The following is a 22,870-nucleotide window of genomic DNA, read 5'->3' on the forward strand; positions in this document are numbered from 1 at the left end:
GGGGAAACGATGATTGCGCGATCCATGCCAAGATTCTTGCAGGGCCTGGCGGCTGTCGCCGCTATGCTGTTCGTCACGGGCGCGTCGGCGCAGGAGGTGAAGCATTATCGCTTCGCCTACGACCAGCCGCGCAACACCGGCTATTCCATCGCGGGCGACCTCTTTGCCGACAAGCTCAAGGAATTGAGCAAGGGCACCATGATCATCGACCAGTATCCCGGCGCGCAGCTCGGGCAGGAGCCGCAGGTGCTCCAGCTCGTGAAAGCCGGCGACGTCGAGTTCGCGATCATCTCCTCGGCCAACACCGCGACGATCTCGCCGCAGGCCGGCGTGATGTCCTTGCACTTCCTGTTCCGCGACGAGAACCACGTGGTCAAGGGGCTGGCCGACCCCCGCGTGTTCGAAGCGCTCAAGACCATGATCGACGAGACCACGCAGGGCCTGCACGTGATCGCAACCGGCTCGCAGGGCGTGCGCCACATGTATTCGAAGCGGGAGATCCACAACGTCGGCGACGTCAAGGGCCTCAAGGTCCGCGTCCAGGCGACCGCGACCGAGGACATGATGTTCCCGGCCTATGGCGCCCAGACCGTGCACATGCCGTTCGGCAGCGTCTACACCAGCTTGCAAACCGGCGTGGTCGACGTCGCCGAGAACAGCATCAACGTCTATCTCGTCAACAAGCATTACGAGGTCGCCCCCGTCCTCAACATCACCGAGCACGAGGCCAACAACGCGCTGGTGTTCATCTCCGACAAGCTCTGGCAGAGCCTGTCGGCGGAGCAGAAGGGCTGGGTGCAGGCGGCGGCCAACGAGGTCAGCACGAAGGAGCCGCAGAAGGCGTTCGAGCTCGAGCGCACCGCGGCCGAGAAGCTGAAGAAGATGGGCGTGAAGATCGTCGACAACGTCGACAAGAAGAGTTTTACGGCGATCGCCGACCCCTATCTCGACAAGCTCGCCAAGGATCTCGGCCCGCATGCCGAGAAGATCAAGAATCTGATCCGGTCGATCAATTAGGCGGCTTACGTAGGCGTTCTCCGCGTCGTCCCGGCGAAGGCCGGGACCCATACGCCGCGGCAGAGCTTGGGGCAGAATAGCCGCCTGCTTGCTTTCACCACGTGCAGCTGGGGGTATGGGTCCCGGCCTTCGCCGGGACGACGAGGGAATTGAATGTCGATTTCCGACAAACTGCTCGTGCAGCGCCAACGCCACCTGAAATGGCGCTGGCTCGACTGGCTCGAGCTTGCGCTGATGATCCTGTGCGGCGTGCTCTGCTTCGGCTTCTCGCTGTCGGTGACCGCCGACATCGTCACCCGCACCATCGGCCATCCCTGGCTGTGGCTTCAGGAAGTCACCTCGACGCTGTTCATCTACGCGATCTTCGTCGGCACGGCGGCGGCGACGCGCCGCAACGATCATCTCTATCTCACTGCGATTTCCGAGGCGATGCACGGTACCCCGCGGCTGATCGTCGAAGTCATCATCCGTCTGGTCGTGCTCGGCGTCGCCTTCTGCCTGATCCGCTCCGGCTACGAGAACTATCTACGCGGCTTCGGCAGTTTCCGGCTGCCGTCGGGCACGCCGATCGCCTCGCTCTATGCGATCATTCCGCTGTCGGGCGTGCTGATCGGCCTCTTCACCATCGAGCAGCTCGTCAACGGCCTGCGCAATGGCTTTGACCATCCCGAGCCGCCGGAGGAGGATGCCGCGCCCGGGCTCACCGAGGCGCAGATGAGGGCGCAGCCATGAGCGCACCCATCGTCCTGACCTTGATGACGTTCTGCTTCCTCTTCTTCGGCTATCTTGGCGTGCCCGTGCCGTTCTCGCTGATGGCCGGCGTCTTCATCGGCGCGCTGCTGTCCGATGTCTCGCTTGCCGCCATCATCCAGAAGATCTTCGACGGGGTCGATTCCGAGGCGTTGCTGGCGATCCCGTTCTTCCTCCTGGTCGGCGAGCTCATGAGTTCGGCCAACGTGGTGGTGCGAATAGCCAACCTGTCGGTGTCGCTGGTCGGACACATCAGGGGCGGGCTGTCGCAGGTGGTCGTCGTCTTCAGCATGTTCTTTTCGGAGATGTCGGGCTCGACCACCGCCGACGTCGCGGTGATGAGCCGCGCGCTCGGGGGCCCGATGAAGCGCGAGGGTTATGAGCCTGCCTTCATCGCGGCGATCATCGCGTCAGCCTCGACCATTGCCGCCCTGGTGCCGCCGAGCATCACAGCCGTGGTCTATGGCGCCGTCGGCAACGTCTCGATCGCCGGCCTGTTCATGGCGGGCGTGGTGCCGGGCCTGATGATCGGCTTCGGCCTGATGATCTACTGCTATTTCTTCGGCCCCTCCGGCCTGCGCAAGCCGCGCGCGCCGCTGCGGCAAGTGGTGTTCGCGGCAGGCGATGCCGCCCTGCCGCTGATGATCCCCGTGATCCTGCTCGGCGGCATCCTGACCGGCTGGTTCACGCCGACGGAAGCCGGCGTCGTCGCCGTGGTCTGGATCGTCCTCGTGGTCATACCCGCGCTCAATCGTGGCCACATCAGGAAGATCCCGTACGATTTCTGCCTCGCCGGCCTGATCTTCTCGCTGCCGCTGGTGACGATCGGGGCCGCCAACGCCTTCGGCTGGATGCTCGCTTATTTGCGCGGCGCCAGCTACATCGCCGACATGATCACCTCGATCGCCGGCAACGATCCGCATCTGATCATGCTGCTGATGGTGCTGCTGTTCACCGTGGTCGGTGACTTCATCGAGCCGGTGCCGACCATCATCATCTTCATGCCGCTGGTCAATGCGCTGACCGAGGCGGGCGACATCAATGCCGTGCACATGGGCGTGGTCCTGATCGCAACGCTCGCCTTCGGCCTGATCACGCCGCCTTACGGCCTGGTGCTGCTGATGGCGTCGAAATTCGTCGGCATCAGCTTTGCCAAGGCCTTGCGCGCCGCATTGCCGATCTACCTGGTGTTTCTGGCGACGATCGCGTTCGCGATCTATTTCCCGAGCGTCGTGCTGTGGCTGCCGCGGCACGTGCTGCCGGAATCGGTCGGCTGCTTCAAGTCGCCGGCGGGGACGGGGTATATCTGTCCGCAGTGACGACCTGCTCGATCCGCCATTGCGCCTGCTCGTGCACGTAGCGGAACGGCGTGCCGTGGCTGTTCTTGAAGTAGCTGCCGCACAGCGCGTTTGCCATGCCCTGCATCACAGCGTCGTGGCAGACGAACAGCAGATTGTCGTCGGGGTGACCGTCGAGCCACGCGGAGACGCAAGCCAGCGACCGTTCCGTCATGGCGTCCCAGCTCTCGCCATCGGCGGGCAGGATCGAGACCAGGCCCGTCGCCGACTTGACGCCGTGCTCGATCATGAGGTCGCGAACGGGGAGGCCTTCAAAGCTGCCGAAGTCGAACTCGATGATGCCGTCGTCGATCGCGAGCGGCACCGAGATCGCGGCCGCGATGATCTCGGCCGTTCGCGCCGCGCGGACCAGGGGGCTCGCCACGATGCGGCTGATGCCGGCGCCGCGCAGCAGGTCCACGGCCTCGTGCGCTTGCCGCAGACCGTCCTCGTTCAGCGGGTTGTCGGTCCGCCCCTGGAATCGTCCCTCGCGATTCCAGTCGGTCGCGCCGTGGCGAAGGCCGTAAAACGTACGCGCGGGTGTCACTTCGACTTGCTCGTGAATTTCTTCACGGCGGCACGAAACTCCTCCGTGTTCATCGCCATGATGATCTTGTGCTCCTCGGCATCTAACTGCTGTTTCACCGGCGTGGTGGCCGCCTGGTAGACCAGCTGTTTGGTGCCGGCGATGGCCGCCGGCGGGTTCCGCGCGAGACGCTCGGCGAGTTGCCGCGTCGCCGCCTTCAGCTCGCTTGCAGGAACGGTCTTGGCGACCAGACCCCATTCGCAGGCTTGCTGAGCGGTAAAATTGTCCTCGGAAAGGAAGATCTGGAGCGCGCGGCGGGATCCCACGGTGCCGACGATGCCGACCGTCGAGCCGCCGTCCGGCGATACCCCGATCTTGGCATAGGCCGGCGTGAATTTGGCGTCGTCCGCGGCAATGCAGAGATCGGTGACGAAGGCGAGGCCCATGCCGGCGCCGGCGGCCGAGCCGTGCACGCTGGACAGCGACAGTTTCGGCATGCGCCTGAGAATCTCGATGAAGGCGTGATAATGCTTGAGCAGCTCGCCGACGACAGGCGTTACCGTGCCCGCTTCGGCCGCAGCTCCAATCGTCTGCAGATCGCCGCCGGCCGAGAAGGCGCGGCCCTCGCCCTCGATCACCAAGACCCTGATGGCATCGTCGCCTTCGATATGGGCCGCGAGCTGCTCGAGCTTTTGCGCGATGGCCAGGTTGATCGAGTTGAATGCCGCGGGGCGGTTGAGCGTGATGGTCGCGATCGGGCCGTCGATCCGCAGCAGGGCGGGGTCGTCGGGTTTGGAGACGGGAGCTGGCATCTGGAATATCCCCGGCATGAGGTGGTTGGTCGCGACTAAATCGCAGAAGGCGAGGGGTGACAATCCCCGCTTGCCGCTCTTGCGAAAGCCGGAACGATAGGCTCAAATGGGCCCGCCTTCGTTAGGGACGGACACGAGCGCCGGCTCCTTCTGGGCAAGCCAAGCCAATATCAGCGTGAGAGGAGACGACATGGGTCACGCTCGTGTCTTGCGGAAATGGGCTGTCCAATGACTGGCGGTCCAGTGATCATTGTCGGCGCCGGCCATGGCGGCTACCAGGTCGCGGCATCCCTGCGCCAGGCGGGCTTTTCCGCTCCTATCTGCCTGATCAATGACGAGGCGCACCTGCCTTATCAGCGGCCGCCTTTGTCCAAGGCCTACATCAAGGGTTCCGCCGGACCGGAGAGCCTGATGTTCCGGCCGGAGAAGTTCTACCAGGACCAGAAGATCGAGCTGATGGCCGGCCGCGCGGTGTCGATCGACCGTGCCGGGCGCAAGGTGCATCTCGCATCGGGCGAGACACTTCCCTACGGCCATCTCGTGCTGGCGACGGGCGCCCGCAACCGGCTGCTCGATCTGCCCAACGCCAATCTGCCCGACGTCAAATATTTGCGCATCCTCGACGACAGCGAGTCGCTGCGGAAGATCATGCCGTCGAAGACGCGCGTGGTGGTGATCGGCGCAGGCTTCATCGGCCTGGAATTCGCGGCTACCGCGCGGATCAAGGGGCTCGAGGTCGACGTGCTCGAGCTTGCCCCGCGCGTGATGGCGCGCGCGGTGACGGCGGAGGTCTCGGAATATTTTCAGGCGCGGCATCGCGAGGCCGGCATCCGCATTCACCTCGGTGTGCAGGCAACCAGCATCGAAGCCGAGAACGGCAAGGTCACCGGCGTCTCCCTGAGCGACGGACGGCATCTGCCCGCCGATCTCGTCGTGGTCGGTGTCGGCGTGCTGCCGAACATCGAGCTCGCCGCCGAAGCGGGTCTGCCGGTCGCCGCCGGCATCATCGTCGACGAATATCTCGCGACGGCTGATCCAGATATTTCTGCGATCGGAGACTGCGCGCTGTTCGCAAGCCCGCGCTTCGGCGGCTCGCTGCGGCTGGAGTCGGTGCAGAATGCCACCGATCACGCCCGCTGCCTCGCGGCACGGCTGACCGGCGACAGGAAGGTCTATGATGGTCATCCCTGGTTCTGGAGCGACCAGGGCGATGACAAGCTCCAGATGGCGGGCCTTACCACCGGCTACGACCGCGTCGTGCTGCGCGGCAATCCCGCCAACAAGGCGTTTTCCGCGTTCTGCTACAAGGGCGACAAGCTGCTCGGCATCGAGTCCGTCAACCGCGCCGGCGACCACATGTTCGGCCGCCGCTTGCAGGCCATGGATCGCTCGATCACGCCGGAGCAGGCTGCGGACGAAAGCTTCGATCTGAAGAGCGCGCTGGCGTGATCAGCCGGCGCTGAGCACCGCAGCCACTTCCCCCGCCGTCGGCATCGACGGCCCGGCGCCCATGCGCTGCACGGAGATCGAGGCGGCGGCGTTGGCAAAGGCGAGAGCGGCGCGTAAGGGTGCGCCGTCAGCCAGCTGCGCTGCGAGCGCGCCCACAAAACAATCGCCTGCGCCGGTGGTGTCGATCGCCGTCACGGCACGGCCGGGCACTGAAAGTTCCTCCCGGCCGGCGAGTGCGAGCACGCCGCGCTTGCCGAGCGTGACGCAGATGGTCTGGTCCGCGCGCGCCTGGAGTTTTCGCGCGACGTCGATGATCCGCGCAGCGGTAGCGTCTTCGGAGAGTTCCACACCGGTGAGGAAGCCGAGCTCGGTCTCGTTCAGCACGAGGATGTCGACGAGCCCGAGCAGCTCGCCGGACATCTTTTGCGCCGGAGCGGGGTTGAGCAGCGTCGTCGCTCCGGCGTCACGGGCGCGCTGGAAGAACGCGCCAATCGTCGGCAGCGGGATCTCGAACTGGCTGACCGCGACGTCGCCCTTCGCGAGCGGAACGGCCGCTACATCATCGATGCCGACCAGCGCATTGCTGCCGGGAATGACCACGATGGTGTTGTCGGCCGCCGCGACCGTGATGATCGCGGTGCCGGTATGCGTGTCGGCCTCGCGCACAGAGCCGAGATCGACGCCCTGAGCGCCGAGGAACGTCCTCAGCTCGGTCCCGAACGCATCGTTCCCCAGCCGCCCGATCATCGTGGTCCGTGCGCCGAGTCGCGCCGCAGCCACGGCCTGGTTCGCGCCCTTGCCGCCCGGAAAATACAGCACCTGGCGGCCGGCGACGGTCTCGCCGACCCTCGGATGGCGGTCGGCCGTCGCCACCACATCCATGTTGATGCTGCCGGCGACGAAGACGCGCCCCATTTGAACCTCTGTGAAGACTAGGCTTTGACCTCGAACTCGTGCCTGACCTTGGCGATGTCGACGAGCGTCGGCAGGCCGGCCTCGTTGCCGAGGCGCTGGATCTTGAAGGTCGAGGCGGCCCGCGCGAAGTCGAAATGCTCGCGCCAGCTTTTGCCGGGATGGGCGAGGTAGGAATAGACATAGGCGCCATGGAAGACGTCGCCGGCGCCGTTGGTGTCGATCACCCGTTCGCGCGGGATCGGCATTGCCGGCATGATCTCGACGGCACCCGTTTCATTGTACCAGAGCAGGCCCTTCTCACCCATGGTGACGCCGCCGATCTTGCAGCCGCGGCTCTTCAGGTAGTCCAGCATCTTCTCCGGCGTCAGATCCATCTGCTCGCACAGCCGCTCGGCGACGATCGCGACGTCGATGAATTCCAGCAGCTCATGCGTGTTGGTACGCAGGCCGCCGCCGTCGAGCGAGGTCAGGATGCCGGCCTCACGGCACACCTTCGCATAGTGGATCGCCGCATCGGGCTGGTGGCCGTCGATATGCAGCGCGCGGCAGCCGCCGAGATTGAGGATCGGGAACGGATGGATGTGCTCGTCGTCGCGGCAACGGACGATGGCGCGCTTGCCGTCCTTGGGCATGATGAAGGACAGCGAGGACTGGTTCACCTTCCGCGCGTGCAGCGAGATCGCATATTTCGCGCACATGTCCTGGAACATGCGCCCCAGCCAGTCATTGGCCGCCGTGGCGATCAGATCGGGCACGATGCCGAGCTTGGCGCAGCAGAATGCCGCCGTCACCGCATTGCCGCCGAAGGATACCGCGTAGTCCGAGGCCACGTGCTTCTCGTCGCCGGTCGGCATGTGGTCGGTGATGAAGACGACGTCGATATAGGTCTGTCCGATAAAGAGAGCCTGCATTGGTTGTCCGTGATGCGCTGGGTGGTCCCGGCCGGCGGCTTACCTTAGCACCGCTTCGGCGGGAGCCAAAAATATTCGCAAAGCCAAAATATTTGCAGAGTCATGGTGATAGGCGCTTGAGGTCGGCCTGGGGCCGGAATACGACCGTGGCAGGGCCAGCGTTGCCCCGGGCAGAGCCAACGCCCCTTTCGGGCTGTTTCGGTTCCGGCCCCCTTGGGAGGGAGGGAACATGATCACCGGTCTCGATCACGTCGTCGCTCTGGTCAGGGACATCGGTGCGGCCAAGGCGGCCTATCAGACGCTTTTGGGACGCGCGCCGGCCTGGCAGAATTCCGGCGAGGGCGCCGACCGGGTGCTGTTCACCCTCGAGAACATGACCATCGAGCTGATGGCGCCGAGCGGCTTCAGCGTCACCGCCGACCGGATGCGCGCGCTGCTCGACGACCACGAGGGCGTGCTCGCCAGCCTGTGCTTTCGTGTCGCAGACATGAGCCGGATGCACCGGCGGCTGGAGCGGGTGGCGCTCAAGCCCGATCCGGTCGCCGAGGTCGAGAGCAGCGACGCCGAAACCGACGCCGTCCTGCACTGGAAGCGCACCCGCGCCGCCACCGAGCTCACGCGCGGCGTGCGCATGTTCTTCCTCGAGCTCGCCGACGAGCGCCCCAAATCCGCCGTGACCGACATCGCGCCGATCGACGCGCTCGACCACGTCGTGATCACCACCGAGGATTCCGATCGCGCCGCCGCGCTCTATGGCGCGCGGCTCGGGCTCGATCTGGCGCTCGACCGCTCGCACCAGGATTGGGGCCAGCTGATGTTCTTCCGCTGCGGCGACCTCATCGTCGAGGTGGTGCGCCGCCCCGTGGCGGGCGGCGATTCCGCGCATGATCGTCTCTGGGGCCTGAGCTGGCGGGTCGCCGACATCGACGCCACGCGCGCCCGCCTGATCGCTAGCGGCCTCGACGTCACCGAAGTCCGCAACGGCCGCAAGCCGGGCACGCGGATCATGACGGTCAGGACCGGCACCTGCGGCATCCAGACGGTGCTGCTGGAGCGTTCGCCGAAGCCGGTGGAGTGAGGAGCGACGGTCTTTCCACCGTCATTGCGAGCGCAGCGAAGCAATCCAGAATCCCTCACCGGAGACAGTCTGGATTGCTTCGTCGCAAGGGCTCCTCGCAATGACGGCGCGCGCGTGTTACATGGCATCCTGACGGCACCCAGCGAGCAACCGGTTTGGCGAAAGCGAAGGCAAAGCGAACTCTGAAATGGCAGCGCGATCCCGAGGGAATGCGGCTGCGCATTCTCGAAGCCGCCAAGCAGGAATTCTCCGCCCACGGGCTCGCCGGCGCGCGCGTCGACCGCATCGCGGCCAAGGCCGGCGCCAACAAGCGCATGCTGTACTATCACGTCGGCAACAAGGACGAGCTTTACCTTGCGGTGCTCGAAGGCGCCTATGACAAGATCCGCAGCGAGGAGCGCGGACTCGATCTCGAACATCTCGATCCGCCCGAGGCGATCCGGCGCCTGATCGAGTTCACCTGGGGTTACTTCCTGCGTAACCCGGAATTCCTCTCGCTGCTCCAGACCGAGAACCTCGCGCGCGCAAAACACCTGAAGAAGTCGACCAAGGTCAAGTCGATGCACTCGCCCTTCGTCGAGATGATCCGCACCGTGGTGCGGCGCGGCGTCGAGAGCGGCGACTTCCAGGTCGCGGTCGATCCGGTGCAGCTCTACATCTCGATCGCGGCGCTGAGCTTCTTCTATCTCTCCAACTCGGCGACGCTCAGCGTGATCTTCGGCCGCGACCTGCTGGCCAGGGACGCCAAGGACGAGCGTCTCGCGCACATGGCCGGCCTCGTGCTGGCGGCGCTCACGGGCAAGTCCGCCGAACTGTTCGCGATCGCCAAGGCGCCGAAGTCGCGCAGCGCGGTGGCGCAGACGGTGTAGCGGCGTAGTCCGCGCATTGGCGGCTGTCGCGTCCGCTGCCTCCACAATCTCCGCCGTCATTGCCCGCGAAAGCGGGCAATCCAGTATTCCAGAGACGGAAGTGGCATACGGAAAAGCCGCGGCGTACTGGATTCCCCGCTTTCGCGGGGAATGGCACCGAGGGTGCGGCGATATCTCGTGTCCCGGACGCGCTGCAGCGCTCTTGCGCTGCTGCGCAGAGCCGGGACCCAGCGGCCGCGAACTCTGTGGTCATATGGGCCCCGGCTCCGCAGCGCACCGCAAGAGCGCTGCGCTGCGTCCGGGGCACGAGAGGAGCCCCGGAACCTGCGCAAGACGTCACAGGGAAACCTCTGGACAGTATTTATCCAACGGGTTAATTTCTCCCCACAACGAAGAAGAATGCCGGGAGTGAAAATTGGCCGAACCGAAGCAGCAGGGTGCTGTGTCCAAGGTGCTGAATGCGGCCTGGGTTCGGCCGTTTCTGTTCCTGGTCTTCATCGTGATCGCCTGGGATCTCGCGATCCGCATCTTCAGGATTCCCGCCTACCAGATCCCGTCGCCGGGCGATGTCCTTGCCGTGCTGCGCACCGAATGGCCCGAGCTGCTGCGCCAGTCCTGGCCGACGACTTATGCGACCGTCTGCGGCTTCCTGCTGTCGGCGCTGTTCGGCATTCCCGTCGCGATGCTGATCGCGGGCTCGAAGACGGTGGAGAGCTACGTCTATCCGCTGCTGGTGTTCTCGCAATCCGTGCCGAAGATCGCGATCGCGCCGCTGTTCGTGGTCTGGTTCGGCTTCGGCATCATTCCCAAGGTCATTTCCGCCTTTCTGCTCGGCTTCTTCCCGGTGGTGGTCTCGGCGGTGCAGGGCTTCAAATCGGTTGACCCTGATATGGTCGATCTCGCCCGCGCCATGCAGGGCAGCCGCTTCCAGGTGTTCCGCGCGGTGAACCTGCCGCATGCGCTGCCGGCGATCTTTTCCGGCCTCAAAGTGTCGGTGACGCTCGCGGTGGTCGGCGCCGTCGTCGGCGAGTTCGTCGGCTCCAATTCCGGCATCGGCTATGTGATGCAGCGCTCGATCGGCACGTTCGACCTGCCGACGATGTTCGCGGCGCTGGTGATCCTCGCGCTGCTCGGCGTGGTCCTGTTCTGGATCGTGGACCGGATCGAGAAGCTGGTCATCCCCTGGCATGTCAGCCAGCGCGAGGACGTGATTTTCGCAGCATAACTAGAGCAACGAACGGCCAACAACGGCCGGCGCAACAAACGGCAAGGGAGAGTGACGATGAAGCGGAGGATTGGGGCTGTTGCAGCGGCGCTACTGGCGTTCGCCATTGCGCCGGCGCAGGCGGCCGACAAGGTCGTGCTGATGCTGAACTGGTACGTCTATGGCGAGCATGCGCCGTTCTATTACGGCAAGGCCAAGGGCATCTATGCCGCCGAAGGCATCGAGCTCGAGATCCAGGAAGGCCGCGGTTCGGCTGCGACCACGCAGGCTGTGGCCGCCAAGACCGCCGATTTCGGCTATGTCGACGTGCCCACCATGATGCGCGCCGCGATCAAGGGCGCGCCCGTGGTCGCGACCGGCGTATTGCTGCAGACCAGCCCGATGTCCGCCATGGGCTTCGTCGACAAGAACATCAGGAAGCCCGAGGACATCAAGGGCAAGACGGTCGCGATCACGCCAGCGGACTCCATGACCCAGATCTGGCCGCTGTTCCTGAAGAAGACCGGCCTGAAGGAGAGCGACTTCCAGACCGTCGCCGGCGACGGCCAGACCAAGCTCAACGCCGTCATCAACGGCCAGGCCGATCTGTTGCTCGGCTACGTCATGGATCAGTCGATGAAGATCAAGGACGCGACCGGCAAGGACGTCTATCCGATCAAGTTCGCCGACTACGGCATCAACATGGTCTCCTCGGGCATCATCGCCAACGCCGACTATGTGAAGGCCAATGCCGATCTCGTGCGCCGCTTCATGTCGGCGACGACCAAGGCGGTCGAGGCCGCCGAGAAGGAGCCGAAGGCCGCGGCGCAGTCGATCCTCGATGCCAACCCCAAGGGCGGCAAGATCGACACGCTGACCCAGGGCTTTGAGCTGACCATTCCGCTGTACCGGACCGCGGAGACCAAGAGCAAGCGGCCGTTCCAGGTCACCGAGCAGAACATGACCGAGACCGTCAACCTGCTGGTCGAATATGGCGGGCTCGACGCCAAGGCCAAGGACAACCCGAAGGCCTTCTATACCAACGACTATCTGCCGAAGAGTGGCTCGTGAAAGCAGCGACGATCGTGAACGACGCCGTGCAGCCGGCCGCGCATCTGAAACTGGTGAGCGACCGGGCTGCCGGCGAGACGTCGGGCATCAAGCTGTCAGGCGTGTCGAAGACCTACCGGACGCGCGACGGCGACGTGCCGTCGTTGCGGCCGCTCGATTTCGACATCAACGAGGGCGAGTTCTTCGTCGTGGTCGGTCCAAGCGGCTGCGGCAAGTCCACGCTGCTCAAGCTGATCTCCGGCTTGCTGCCGCCGACGTCGGGCGAGATCCTGGTCGAGGGCGAGAAGGTGACGAAGCCGCACGGCAATGTCGGCATCGTGTTCCAGAACGCGCTGCTGCTGCCGTGGCGCAACATCCTGTCCAACGTGATGCTGCCGATCGACATGAAGCGGCTGCCGCGCGACAAATATCTCGCCCGCGCCAAGGCGCTGCTGAAGATGGTCGGGCTCGAAGGTTTCGAGAAGAAGCTGCCCTGGCAGCTCTCCGGCGGCATGCAGCAGCGCGCCTCGATCTGCCGTGCGCTGGTGCATGATCCCAAGATCATGCTGATGGACGAGCCGTTCGGCGCGCTCGACGCGCTGACGCGCGAGCGCATGAATGTCGAATTGATGCGGATCCAGCGTGAGACCAGGAAGACCGTGCTGCTGATCACGCATTCGATTCCCGAGGCCGTGTTCCTCGCCGACCGCGTGCTGGTGATGACCGAGCGGCCCGGCGCGATTGCCGCGATCTACGACGTGCCGCTGCCGCGCCCGCGTTCGCTCGACGTGATGGCAGACCCTGTTTTCACCGAGCTCGTGCAACGCATCCGCAAGCATTTCTTCTCGCAAGGTGCATTGGATTAGCGGCGATGCGATTGGTTTGGGCTGTAGCCACAGCGATGGTGCGCTCCCTCCCCCGCAAGCGGGGGAGGGTTGGGGAGAGGGTGTCTCCACATAGGGACTGTCCCGTTGCGGATAGAACCCTCACCCGGCGCGTTGCGCCGACCTCTCCCGCAAGCGGGAGAGGTGCACCGTCGCCGTGGCCAAGTCTGTCTCCATCAACTTCATATGGCAAAGCACCATGGCACCGCGCCTGAAGCTGCGAGACATCGCCTTCTTCGAACGTCCCGTGCATTTCGCGCGGCCGTTCCGCTTCGGCGCGATCACGCTTCACGCGACGCCGCAGCTGTTCGTGCGGGCCGAGATCGAGGTCGAGGGCAGGGGCACTTCGGTCGGCGGCAGTGCCGAACTTCTGGTGCCGAAATGGTTCGACAAGCGGCCGGAGCTGTCGCCGGAGCAGACGGTGGACGGTTTGCGACGCTCGCTTCAGATCGCGCGCGGTCTCTATCTGGCCGAGAGCGGATTTCGGCCCGCGTTTGGACTGCATGCGTCCTGTATCGGTGCCCAGGTCAGAGCATGCGCGGAAGAGAATATCCCGCCGCTTGCCGCGGCTTACGGTCCGGCGGAGATCGACAAAGCGATCCTCGACGCACTGCTGCGCGCGGTTGGGGCGAGCTTCTTCCAGGGAATGGCTGATAACATCGCTGGCGTCGACGGGCGGATGTCGCTCGATCTGACCGGTACCGAGATATCAGGGTTTCTGACAGGCCGAACGCCCCTGTCGCGCGTTGCCATCCGGCATACGGTCGGTCTCGATGACAAGATTGAAGGCAAGGGCGGCGTAGCGGACGTGCGCGAAAACGCCGGCGCGCGCTACTTCAAGCTCAAGCTGTCGGGCAATCCGGAAGCAGACGCGGCGCGACTGGTACGCATCGGCAAGGAGCTCGGCGCGCTCGAGCGCGACTACAAGGTCTCGCTTGACGCCAATGAACAATACGCCGATCTGGCTGCCTTGCGCACGCTGATCGGCCGGCTTGATCGCGACGCGGCGCTGGCCCCGATCGCGACCCGGCTCCTCTACGTCGAGCAGCCTATGCCGCGCGACATCACCTGGGAGACCGCGCTGGGCTCGCTTGCTGAGCGGGCCTTCATCATCGACGAAGCCGATGATTCCTACGATTCCTTCCTCAAGATGAGACCGCTCGGCTATCGCGGCATCTCCTCGAAATCATGCAAAGGTCTCTACAAGTCGATCATTAACGCGGCCCGCGCAGCACAGTGGACGAGCGGTGCCGAAACATTCTTCGTCACCGGCGAGGACCTCACCTGCCAGGCGGGCCTTGCCGTGCAGCAGGATCTCGCGCTTGGCGCCTTCATCGGCGTCACCCATGCCGAGCGCAACGGCCATCACTATGTCGACGGTTTTGGCGACACGCCGGCCACTGAAGCCCAGGCCTTCGCGGCCGCGCACCCCGATCTCTACACCGAGACCGGTCGGGGTATCCGCCTCAACATTCACGAGGGCGATCTCCTGACGGGATCGCTTCACGCAACGGGCTTTGCGACGTCGGTCCATCCGGACTGGTCGGCGCTGGCCCCGCTCGAACAGCCAAAATCACTCTGGGAGAAATCGGCATGACCACCCAACGCCTCGGCCTCATCATGAACGGCGTCACCGGCCGCATGGGGCTCAACCAGCATCTGATCCGCTCGATCGTCGCGATCCGCGAGCAGGGCGGCGTCCGCTTGAAGAACGGCGATCGCGTGATGCCGGATCCGATCCTGGTCGGCCGCAGCGCGGAGAAGGTCGAGGCGCTTGCCAAGCGATACAACATCACGCGCTGGACGACGGACCTCGATGCGGCGCTCGCCGACAAGAACGATACCATGTTCTTCGACGCCGCGACCACGCAGGCACGGCCGGGGCTTCTGACCCAGGCCATCAATGCTGGCAAGCACGTCTATTGCGAGAAGCCGATCGCGACGAATTTCGAAGAGGCGCTCGAGGTCGTCAAGCTCGCCAACGCCAAGGGCGTCAAGCATGGCACGGTGCAGGACAAGCTGTTCCTGCCCGGCCTGAAGAAGATCGCGTTCCTGCGCGACTCCGGCTTCTTCGGCCGCATCCTCTCGGTGCGCGGCGAGTTCGGCTATTGGGTGTTCGAAGGCGGCTGGCAGGAGGCGCAGCGGCCGTCCTGGAACTACCGCGACGAGGACGGCGGCGGCATCATCCTCGACATGGTCTGCCACTGGCGCTACGTGCTCGACAACCTCTTCGGCAACGTCCAGAGCGTGGTCTGCATCGGCAACACCGACATTCCCGAACGCTTCGATGAGCAGGGCAAGAAGTACAAGGCGACGGCGGATGATTCCGCCTATGCCACCTTCCAGCTCGAAGGCGGCGTCATCGCCCATATCAACATGTCCTGGGTGACGCGCGTCTATCGCGACGATCTCGTCACCTTCCAGGTCGACGGCACGCTCGGCTCGGCGGTTGCGGGCCTCTCCGACTGCATGATCCAGGCACGGCAGGCGACCCCGAGGCCGGTGTGGAATCCCGACGAGAAGCGGCTGCACGATTTCTATGGCGACTGGCAGAAGCTGCCGGACAACGTCGCCTACGACAATGGCTTCAAGGAGCAGTGGGAGATGTTCATCCGTCACGTCTACGAGGATGCGCCCTACAAGTTCACGCTGCTCGAAGGCGTCAAGGGCGTGCAGCTCGCCGAATGCGCGCTGAAGAGCTGGAAGGAGCGGCGCTGGATCGACGTCGCCCCGATCAAGGTCTGAGGAGGGACACATGAACAAGCCCGTCCTGCCGATGTCGTCGCTGTCATTGAAGCTGCCGAAGGCCGATCGCTCGATCGAGACCTACCGGCTCTCGGCCTCGCGAACGTTCCCCGCGAAACTCGAGGGACCGCTGAACCGTATCGCCTTCTCGGCCGTGCACACGGTGGCCGATCCCTTCGCCGACAACGATCCCTGGCTGTCCGTCGCCGTCGACTGGGACAAGACCATCGCCTTCCGCGAGCACGTCTGGGATCTCGGCCTCGGCGTTGCCGAGGCCATGGACACCGCGCAGCGCGGCATGGGGCTGGACTGGCCGACCTCGCTGGAGCTGATCACGCGTTCGGTGTCGGCTGCCAAGCGTCGCAACGCGCTGGTGTTCTCCGGTGCCGGCACCGATCATCTCGCGGTCGAGGACGCCAGGAACCTCGACGACGTGATCCGCGCCTATGAAGAGCAGCTCTCTGCAGTGGAGAAGGTCGGCGGCCGGATCATCCTGATGGCGTCGCGTGCTCTCGCAAAACTCGGTCGCAGCGCCGACGACTACGCCAAGGTCTACAACCGCGTGCTGTCGCAGGTCCGCGAGCCCGTGATCATCCACTGGCTCGGCGACATGTTCGATCCGGCACTGTCAGGATATTGGGGCACCAGGGATCTCGGCAAGGCGATGGACATCGCGGTGGCCATCATCAACAACAACGCCGCCAAGGTCGATGGCGTCAAAGTCTCGCTGCTGGACAAGCAGCGCGAGATCGACATGCGCCGGCGCCTGGACAAGCGCATCAAGATGTATACCGGCGACGACTTCAATTATGCGGAGTTGATCGCCGGCGATAGTCAGGGCTTTTCGCACGCGCTGCTCGGCATTTTCGATGCGATCGCGCCGGCCGCGTCCTACGCGCTGTCGCGGCTGGCTGCTGGCGACGAGGCCGGCTTCCACGACGTGCTGGGGCCGACGGTGCCGCTGTCGCGTCATATCTTCAAGGCGCCGACGCGCTTCTACAAGACCGGCGTCGTCTTCATGGCCTACCTCAACGGCCACCAGGATCATTTCACTATGGTCGGGGGGCAGGAGAGCACGCGCTCGACGCTGCATCTGGCCGAGCTGTTCCGGCTGGCCGATCAAGCCGGCCTGCTCGCCAATCCTGAAATGGCGACGCGGCGGATGAAGACCGTGCTGGCCTCGCACGGGATCGAATCCTGATGCGTGATTTTTCGTCCGACCATCGCTGGCTGTCGCTCAACACGGCGACGGTCCGCAAGCAGGGTGACCTCGTTCAGATCATCGACGCCTGCGCCAAGCACGGCATCCGCGCCATCGATCCCTGGCGCGATCAGGTCGCCGCCGTCGGTCTCGACCGGGCCGCGCGCGCGGTGCGCGAGGCTGGCCTCGATCTCTCAGGCTATTGCCGCGGCGGGATGTTTACTTCGGACGCATCGCGCCGAGGTGAGGTGCGCGACGACAACCGACGCTGCGTCGATGAAGCCAAGGCGCTCGGTGCCCCCTGCATCGTCCTCGTCGTTGGCGGCCTGCCGCAATATTCGCGGCCGGGCAGCGAGGCGTCCAAAGATCTCGTGGCGGCGCGCGGACAGGTCGAGGAAGCGTTGGCCGACATGCTGGACTACGCGAAACAGCTAAAACTTCCGCTGGCGATCGAGCCTCTGCATCCGGCCTATGCGGCCGACCGCGCCTGCGTGAACACCACAAAGCAGGCGCTGGATATCTGCGACCGGCTCGACCCCGGCCGCACCGGCATGCTCGGTGTCGCGCTCGACGTCTATCACATCTGGTGGGACCCGGAGCTGATGGGCCAGATCGCGCGGGCCGGCAAGGATCGCCTGCTTGCCTTTCATGTCTGCGATTGGCTGGTGCCGACCAGGGACATCCTCAACGACCGCGGCATGATGGGCGACGGCGTCATCGACATCAAATCGGTGCGCAAAGCGGTCGAAGCAGAGGGCTTTGCCGGCTTTTCGGAGATCGAGATCTTCTCCAACGTCTGGTGGAGCAAGCCGATGGACGAGGTGCTGCGCACCTGCATCGAACGCCACAGGGCGACGGTTTAGGCTGGGCGCATCGCGGCGTTCCGTCGCAAGCGCGCTTGCTCGGAATGCCGGATTTGTGATCTTCCGCAAGTGGGATACTTCACATAAGGTCACCACAAGTTGTGGCAGCGTGGAAGCTGCTGCTGGCAGGCGTTTTGCCTGCCCATTTCTTTGCATGTCCTTTTGCCTTTCGTGGCGCCGGCGTTGCGAGACGCGTCGCATGTTGTGAGGGGGCGCGAATGGATTTCAAGAACGACGTCTTCATCAGCTTCAGTCACATCGACAACGAGCGCATCAGCGAGCGGTTCGATGGCTGGATCACGCGCTTTCACAAGGTCCTCGCGACATTCCTGAGCAAGCGCCTCGGATCCGAGGCGAAGATCTGGCGCGACACCAGGCTTGCCGACGGTGCGGTCCTCCAGAACGAGATCATCGCCCAGTTGCAGCAGTCGGCGGTGATGCTGTCCGTGATCTCCCCGCGCTATCTCAAATCGGAATGGTGCACGAAGGAGATGAACGAGTTCTGCGAGCACGCCCGGCGCAGCGGCGGGCTCGTCGTCGGCAGCACGCAGCGTCTGATCCCGATCGTCAAGACGCCGGTCGATGGTCCGCTACCGCCCATCATGAAGGACGTCTGGTTCCGCGAATTCTTCACGCTGGAAGACGGCGTCCCGATCGAGTTCGACGAAGCCTATGGCGAAAGGTATGGCCAGGATTTCCTGAAGCAGGTGATCCAGCTGGCCTACCGTCTCAAGGAGACACTCGAGGCCCTGCGCGGCAACGGCACCGCAGTGTCGCAAAAGCCGGTCGTCTACCTCGCCGAATGCAGCCACGATCGCAAGCGTGACAGGGAATTGATCTGCGGGGAGCTGCTGCGGCGCGGATACACCGTTCTGCCCGATCGCCGGCTGCCTCCGGACGAGGACGAATGCATCGCCGTCGTGGACGATATGCTGGCTCGTAGCGCGCTGTCGGTCCATCTGGTCGGGACCGGCTACGGGGCCGTGCCGGACGGTCCGTCCGGCAAATCGGTCACGATTCACCAGAACGAGCGTGCCGTTGCACGCGCCAAAGGCGGTGGCCTCAAGCGTCTGATCGGTCTGCCTGCGGCGACCCAGTCGGAGCAACAAGCCCAGCAGGCCTTCATCAAGGCGCTCCGCGAAGATGCCGAGGTGCAATACGGCGCCGATCTCATCGCGGGAGACGTCGAGGAATTGAAGGCGTCGATTCTCGTGACGCTCAAGGCGATCGAGCAGCCCGCCCCGCCACGCGTCAGCGAGCCGGACGCGGAAGCAGCGGTGCAGGACAGCGGATTGATCTATCTCATCTGCGACCAGCGGGATCGCGAACGCAAGATCACGCTTCCACTGCGAAAGCTGTGCGGCCAGCTCGGCTTCAGGGTCGAGACGCCCGCCTTCGAGGGCGATGCGGCGAGCATACGCAAGGCCCATCGCGATCTGATAGGCGCATGCGATGCGATCATTCTGTTCTATGGCGCCGGCGATGCAGCGTGGAAACGCGCGATGGAGAGCGAACTCAGGAAGATGGGCAGCTATCGGCGCGGCAAGACGCCGCCGGCGCGATACACCTGCGTGGCCGGAGAAAACACCCTGGATAAGCAGGAACTCATCGAGATGAAAGAGAACGGGCTGATCGTCGCTCTGGAAGGCGTGACCGACGCAGCGTTGACGGACTCGGTGAAGAGCGCCTTCCGGGGCCAACGGCCGTCCCCATGAGTGACCTGGCAACAGATTTGGCAGCAAGAGACCCTGCAAGAGGCCTGGCATGAGAGACCTCGCCCAAGACGCGTTGGAAAATCCGTTCCCGGGTTTGCGGCCCTTCCAGGAGGACGAGGAGCATCTGTTCTTCGGGCGGGAGAACCAGGTCGATGCCATGGTCGACAAGCTCGCTGCGACGCATTTCCTGACCGTCGTCGGCACGTCCGGCAGCGGCAAGTCCTCCCTCGTCAATTGCGGGCTGCGGCCGGCGCTGCGCCGAGGCCTCATGGCCGGTGCCGGAACCTCGTGGCGGATGGCGCAATTCCGGCCGGGCAATGAACCGATCAGAGCAATGGCCCGTGCGCTCGCCGAAGACGGCGTGCTGTTTGCCGACCACGACGACGAAGTTATCCCACTTCCGCAGCTCGTCGAGGCCACCTTGCGCATGAGCAAGCTTGGGCTGATCGACATCGTCGAGCAGGCGAGGCTGGGGGTGAACGTCAATTTTCTGCTCGTCGTGGACCAGTTCGAGGAACTGTTCCGCTATCGGCGGTTGGGAATCGCGAGCCATGACGATGGACGCGCCGCGGAAGAAATAACGGCCTTCGTGAACCTGCTGCTGGAGGTCAGGGAACGGGCCCCGGAGCGGATCTTCGTCGTCCTCACCATGCGCTCGGATTTCCTCGGGGACTGCACCCAGTTTCCGGGTCTCGCCGAGGCGATCAATGCCGGGCAATATCTGGTCCCGCGCCTGACGCGCGACGAGCGCCGCGACGCGATCGAAGGGCCGATCCAGGTGCGTGGTGCCGAGCTGTCGCCGGTGCTGCTGACGCAACTCGTCAACGACGTCGGCGATGATCCCGACCAGTTGTCGATTCTCCAGCATGCCCTGAACCGCACCTGGGCCCATTGGCGAAAGCAGAGCGGGCAGGGCCCGCTGGGGCTCGAACACTATGCGGCCATCGGCACGATGGCCAAGGCCCTCAACCAGCATGCCGACGAGGCGCTGCGTGAGCTCGCGGACGAGCGGCAGAAGCAGGTCTGCGAGAAGATGTTCAAGGCGCTCACGGACAAGGCGAGCGACCCGCGCGGCGTCCGGCGTCCGACCAAGGTCGCAACCCTGTGCGCGCTGGCCGATGCAAGCATGGATGAAATCGCCAGCGTGATCGACGTCTTCCGCGAAAAGAGCCGGTCCTTCCTGATGCCTCCGATCAAGGAAAGGCTGCGCCCCGACATGGTCATCGACATCTCGCATGAGAGCCTGATGCGGGTGTGGGAGCAGTTGAATATCTGGGCCAGTGAGGAGGCGCAATCGGTCCGGGTCTATCGACGGTTAGCCGACGCCGCGCAGGAATACGATCGAGGAGAGACTAGTCTCTACACCGATCCGCAGCTGCAGGTCGCGCTCGACTGGCGCAAGCAGAACAAGCCGAACGAGACTTGGGCTGAGCGTTATCATCCAGGCTTTGGCGGTGCGATGGCGTTCTTGGAGCAGAGCGAGAAGGAGCGCGACGTTGAGCTGGTCGAGGAACAGCAGCGAAAGCAACGCGAGCTGGACGCGGCGTTCGAGAAGGCGGAAATTCAAACGCGGAGTGCGAAGCGCATGCTTGGGGCCGCAGTGTTCTGCGGACTGCTTGCGGCGGTTTCCCTCGTATTCTTCCTGCAGGCCCGGCAAGCCACCAAGACCGCTGAAGACAGCAAGACGGAGGCACAGATCGCGCAGACGCGCGCCCTTGTTAACGCAGCTGCCAGAAGCGATCCGGCTGCAAAAATTCTCCTGGCGCTCGAAGCCTTGCCGGACGGGAAAGAAAGGTCCGATTGGCCGGTGGTTTTTGCGGCCGAAGATATTCTGGCGGAAGGCGTTCGTAGTCTGCGTGAGCGCACAGTGCTGTCGGGGCACACCGCCGAAATCTTGGCGGTGGCGACGACGGCGAATGGAGAGCGCATCGTTACCGGCTCCAGCGACAGCACTGCGCGTGTTTGGGATGGCGAGACGGGTGCTCTTCTGTTTTCGCTGGGCGTTGATCAGGGCGCCGTCTTGACTGTGGCCATCACGCCGGATGGACGTCGCATCGTTACCGGCTCCAACAATTCGGCGCAGGTCTGGGATGGCAAGACCGGAGCTCCCCTGTTCAAGCTCGACGGGCATCAGGGACGTGCCGTTGCCGTTGCCATCACGCCGGACGGATCGCGCATTGTTACCGGCTCGGATGACAAGTCGGTCCGCACCTGGGATGGCAATTCCGGTTCTCCACTGTTCGTGCTCAACGGGCATGCCGCCGTCGTGGCGGCTGTCGCGATCACCCCGGACGGGTCGCACATCGTCTCCGGTTCGAACGACAAATTCGCTCGCGTCTGGGACGCCAATGCCGGCGTCCTCTTGCATGAACTCAAGCACGATAGCCGGGTTTCGGACGTGGCGATCGGGTCGGACGGTCACCGCGTCATAACCGGTTCGCAAGACAAGTCCATTCGCGTATGGGATGATGGTGTGCTTTCCAAGGAGTATGAACTCAAAGGTGAGCACGATGTCGTTCTAGCACTGGAGATGACCCCGAACGGGGTTCGTATCTTCACCGGCCTCGATAACTACGCTGCGCGGCTTTCAGGCAATTTCACGGTGCGGATATTGACGGCGAACGTCCGCTCGAGCCAACTTCAAGACTCTCGCATCGAGTTCAGCGGCCATGCGGGGGCAGTAAGGTCAGTAGCTGCGACCGCCAACGGCGGCCGGATTGTAACCGGCTCGGACGACCAGACCGCGCGAGTTTGGAATGCCGGTGGATTCGTTCCGCAAAAACTCAGTTTCAAGACGCGAGAAGACCTGCAGTCGGCTATTGAGAAAGCCCAGACGCTGGTGCCTCGCTGCCTTACAGTTCTGCAGCGTAAGGCCAATCTTGTCGCCCCGCAGCCGCCGACTTGGTGCATCGAGATGGGCAAATTTCCCTACGATACCCAGCTGTGGAAGAACTGGAGAGCCAACCGGCCGCTGGTGGCGGATTCTGAAATCTCCAGAACTTACGGCGATTTCGCCGATGCAGCGTTGAAGGGTAACAGTCTTCGGGTTGCCGAGGATGCCGCCAAACTCGGTCTCAACTTTGACCCGAGCCAGACCTGGATCGTGATCAATCTCGCTAGTGCACACATGTTCATGGGACAGATTGATCTTGCCCGCAGAGAATATCTATCGCACCGCGGAGAAGCCATCGACAATGGCAGGGAGTGGAACAAGACGATCTTGGAGGAATTTCAAACCTTTCGCAGGAAGGGGCGCAAGGATGCACTGATGGATGAGGTCGAGAAAGAGCTGACCGCCCGTCCGAACAAGCCCTCGGAATGATCGGAGAAGCGTTCGAAGCCTTCGGTTGCGCGTAACGCCGCCGATTGTTCGAGATTTCAAATGGTTGTGCCGAACCAGAGCGGCAATCCGCGTTGCCCGCCGTCTACTGTGCATGGGGTTGTTTTCGCGATTTTTGTTTTTGGCGGATTTCGTTGAAAAAGGCTGCAGTAGTCCGATGTATTGGCGCCAGCTCCGAAGCGGCCTAGCGGCTGGGTTCTCCGT

Annotated in this window: 19 protein-coding genes; 15 read left to right on the forward strand and 4 right to left on the reverse strand. The window is 64.0% G+C overall.

Features of this window, described 5'->3' with window-relative positions:
• Positions 1 to 9 precede the first annotated feature (9 nt).
• The 3 genes from AC1RUR_RS16895 to AC1RUR_RS16905 all read left to right on the forward strand — a co-directional run bounded on the left by AC1RUR_RS16895 (position 10) and on the right by AC1RUR_RS16905 (position 3,086).
• On the forward strand, positions 10 to 1,017 hold the full coding sequence (locus AC1RUR_RS16895; protein WP_492845902.1) for a TRAP transporter substrate-binding protein: 1,008 nt from the start codon (positions 10 to 12) through the stop codon (positions 1,015 to 1,017).
• Positions 1,018 to 1,170: 153 nt separating this feature from the next.
• Positions 1,171 to 1,749 carry a TRAP transporter small permease gene (locus tag AC1RUR_RS16900; RefSeq protein WP_492845904.1) on the forward strand — a complete coding sequence of 193 codons (579 nt, stop codon included), beginning with the start codon at positions 1,171 to 1,173 and terminating at the stop codon, positions 1,747 to 1,749.
• Positions 1,746 to 3,086 carry a TRAP transporter large permease gene (locus tag AC1RUR_RS16905; RefSeq protein WP_492845906.1) on the forward strand — a complete coding sequence of 447 codons (1,341 nt, stop codon included), beginning with the start codon at positions 1,746 to 1,748 and terminating at the stop codon, positions 3,084 to 3,086. The genes AC1RUR_RS16900 and AC1RUR_RS16905 overlap by 4 nt, the downstream gene beginning before the upstream one ends.
• On the opposite strand, the gene AC1RUR_RS16910 is transcribed toward AC1RUR_RS16905, so the two are convergent.
• Both AC1RUR_RS16910 and AC1RUR_RS16915 read right to left on the reverse strand, forming a co-directional pair.
• Positions 3,046 to 3,651 carry a histidine phosphatase family protein gene (locus tag AC1RUR_RS16910; RefSeq protein ID WP_492845908.1) on the reverse strand — a complete coding sequence of 202 codons (606 nt, stop codon included), beginning with the start codon at positions 3,649 to 3,651 and terminating at the stop codon, positions 3,046 to 3,048. The two genes, AC1RUR_RS16905 and AC1RUR_RS16910, sit on opposite strands and share 41 nt — an antisense overlap.
• The gene (locus tag AC1RUR_RS16915; RefSeq protein ID WP_492845910.1) at positions 3,648 to 4,442 is read right to left on the reverse strand and encodes an enoyl-CoA hydratase/isomerase family protein; all 795 of its coding nucleotides are present in this window, start codon (positions 4,440 to 4,442) and stop codon (positions 3,648 to 3,650) included. Before AC1RUR_RS16915 ends, AC1RUR_RS16910 begins: the two co-directional genes overlap by 4 nt.
• Before the next feature lie 228 nt (positions 4,443 to 4,670).
• On the opposite strand from AC1RUR_RS16915, the gene AC1RUR_RS16920 reads away from it, so the two are divergent.
• A complete protein-coding gene (locus tag AC1RUR_RS16920; RefSeq protein WP_492845912.1) occupies positions 4,671 to 5,891 on the forward strand; it encodes an NAD(P)/FAD-dependent oxidoreductase in 1,221 nt (406 codons plus the stop codon).
• Here AC1RUR_RS16920 and AC1RUR_RS16925 read toward each other — a convergent pair whose 3' ends face one another.
• Together AC1RUR_RS16925 and AC1RUR_RS16930 are read right to left on the reverse strand one after the other, a co-directional pair.
• On the reverse strand, positions 5,892 to 6,806 hold the full coding sequence (locus AC1RUR_RS16925; RefSeq protein ID WP_492845914.1) for a ribokinase: 915 nt from the start codon (positions 6,804 to 6,806) through the stop codon (positions 5,892 to 5,894). It lies immediately after the preceding gene.
• A 17-nt stretch (positions 6,807 to 6,823) separates the two neighbouring features.
• Positions 6,824 to 7,717: a sugar kinase gene (locus AC1RUR_RS16930; RefSeq protein WP_492845916.1), complete on the reverse strand. Its 894-nt coding sequence runs from the start codon at positions 7,715 to 7,717 to the stop codon at positions 6,824 to 6,826.
• 229 nt (positions 7,718 to 7,946) lie between these two features.
• Between AC1RUR_RS16930 and AC1RUR_RS16935 the strand changes: the two genes are divergently transcribed.
• The 11 genes from AC1RUR_RS16935 (at position 7,947) to AC1RUR_RS16985 (ending at position 22,648) form a co-directional block, all read left to right on the forward strand.
• Positions 7,947 to 8,795, forward strand: coding sequence for a VOC family protein (locus AC1RUR_RS16935; RefSeq protein ID WP_492845918.1), 849 nt, complete (start codon positions 7,947 to 7,949; stop codon positions 8,793 to 8,795).
• 209 nt (positions 8,796 to 9,004) lie between these two features.
• Positions 9,005 to 9,664, forward strand: a complete 660-nt coding sequence (locus tag AC1RUR_RS16940; RefSeq protein WP_492845919.1) for a TetR family transcriptional regulator — start codon at positions 9,005 to 9,007, stop codon at positions 9,662 to 9,664.
• Between the two features lie 415 nt (positions 9,665 to 10,079).
• Positions 10,080 to 10,889 (forward strand): ABC transporter permease, encoded by an 810-nt coding sequence (locus AC1RUR_RS16945; RefSeq protein ID WP_492845921.1) that lies wholly within the window; start codon positions 10,080 to 10,082, stop codon positions 10,887 to 10,889.
• Positions 10,890 to 10,946: 57 nt separating this feature from the next.
• Positions 10,947 to 11,939 (forward strand): ABC transporter substrate-binding protein, encoded by a 993-nt coding sequence (locus tag AC1RUR_RS16950; RefSeq protein WP_492845923.1) that lies wholly within the window; start codon positions 10,947 to 10,949, stop codon positions 11,937 to 11,939.
• The gene (locus AC1RUR_RS16955) at positions 11,936 to 12,784 is read left to right on the forward strand and encodes an ABC transporter ATP-binding protein (RefSeq protein ID WP_492845925.1); all 849 of its coding nucleotides are present in this window, start codon (positions 11,936 to 11,938) and stop codon (positions 12,782 to 12,784) included. The genes AC1RUR_RS16950 and AC1RUR_RS16955 overlap by 4 nt, the downstream gene beginning before the upstream one ends.
• Positions 12,785 to 13,001: 217 nt before the next feature.
• The gene (locus AC1RUR_RS16960; protein WP_492845927.1) at positions 13,002 to 14,399 is read left to right on the forward strand and encodes an enolase-like domain-containing protein; all 1,398 of its coding nucleotides are present in this window, start codon (positions 13,002 to 13,004) and stop codon (positions 14,397 to 14,399) included.
• Positions 14,396 to 15,547, forward strand: coding sequence for a Gfo/Idh/MocA family protein (locus AC1RUR_RS16965; RefSeq protein ID WP_492845929.1), 1,152 nt, complete (start codon positions 14,396 to 14,398; stop codon positions 15,545 to 15,547). The genes AC1RUR_RS16960 and AC1RUR_RS16965 overlap by 4 nt, the downstream gene beginning before the upstream one ends.
• Positions 15,548 to 15,557: 10 nt before the next feature.
• A complete protein-coding gene (locus AC1RUR_RS16970) occupies positions 15,558 to 16,748 on the forward strand; it encodes a dihydrodipicolinate synthase family protein (protein WP_492845931.1) in 1,191 nt (396 codons plus the stop codon).
• A complete protein-coding gene (locus AC1RUR_RS16975; RefSeq protein WP_492845933.1) occupies positions 16,748 to 17,611 on the forward strand; it encodes a sugar phosphate isomerase/epimerase family protein in 864 nt (287 codons plus the stop codon). The genes AC1RUR_RS16970 and AC1RUR_RS16975 overlap by 1 nt, the downstream gene beginning before the upstream one ends.
• Before the next feature lie 218 nt (positions 17,612 to 17,829).
• Positions 17,830 to 19,326, forward strand: a complete 1,497-nt coding sequence (locus AC1RUR_RS16980) for a TIR domain-containing protein (RefSeq protein ID WP_492845935.1) — start codon at positions 17,830 to 17,832, stop codon at positions 19,324 to 19,326.
• A gap of 49 nt (positions 19,327 to 19,375) precedes the next feature.
• Positions 19,376 to 22,648 (forward strand): NACHT and WD repeat domain-containing protein, encoded by a 3,273-nt coding sequence (locus AC1RUR_RS16985; protein ID WP_492845937.1) that lies wholly within the window; start codon positions 19,376 to 19,378, stop codon positions 22,646 to 22,648.
• The last annotated feature ends 222 nt before the right edge of the window (positions 22,649 to 22,870 follow it).

Source organism: Bradyrhizobium sp. GW821-FHT12B03 (genome assembly GCF_058807535.1).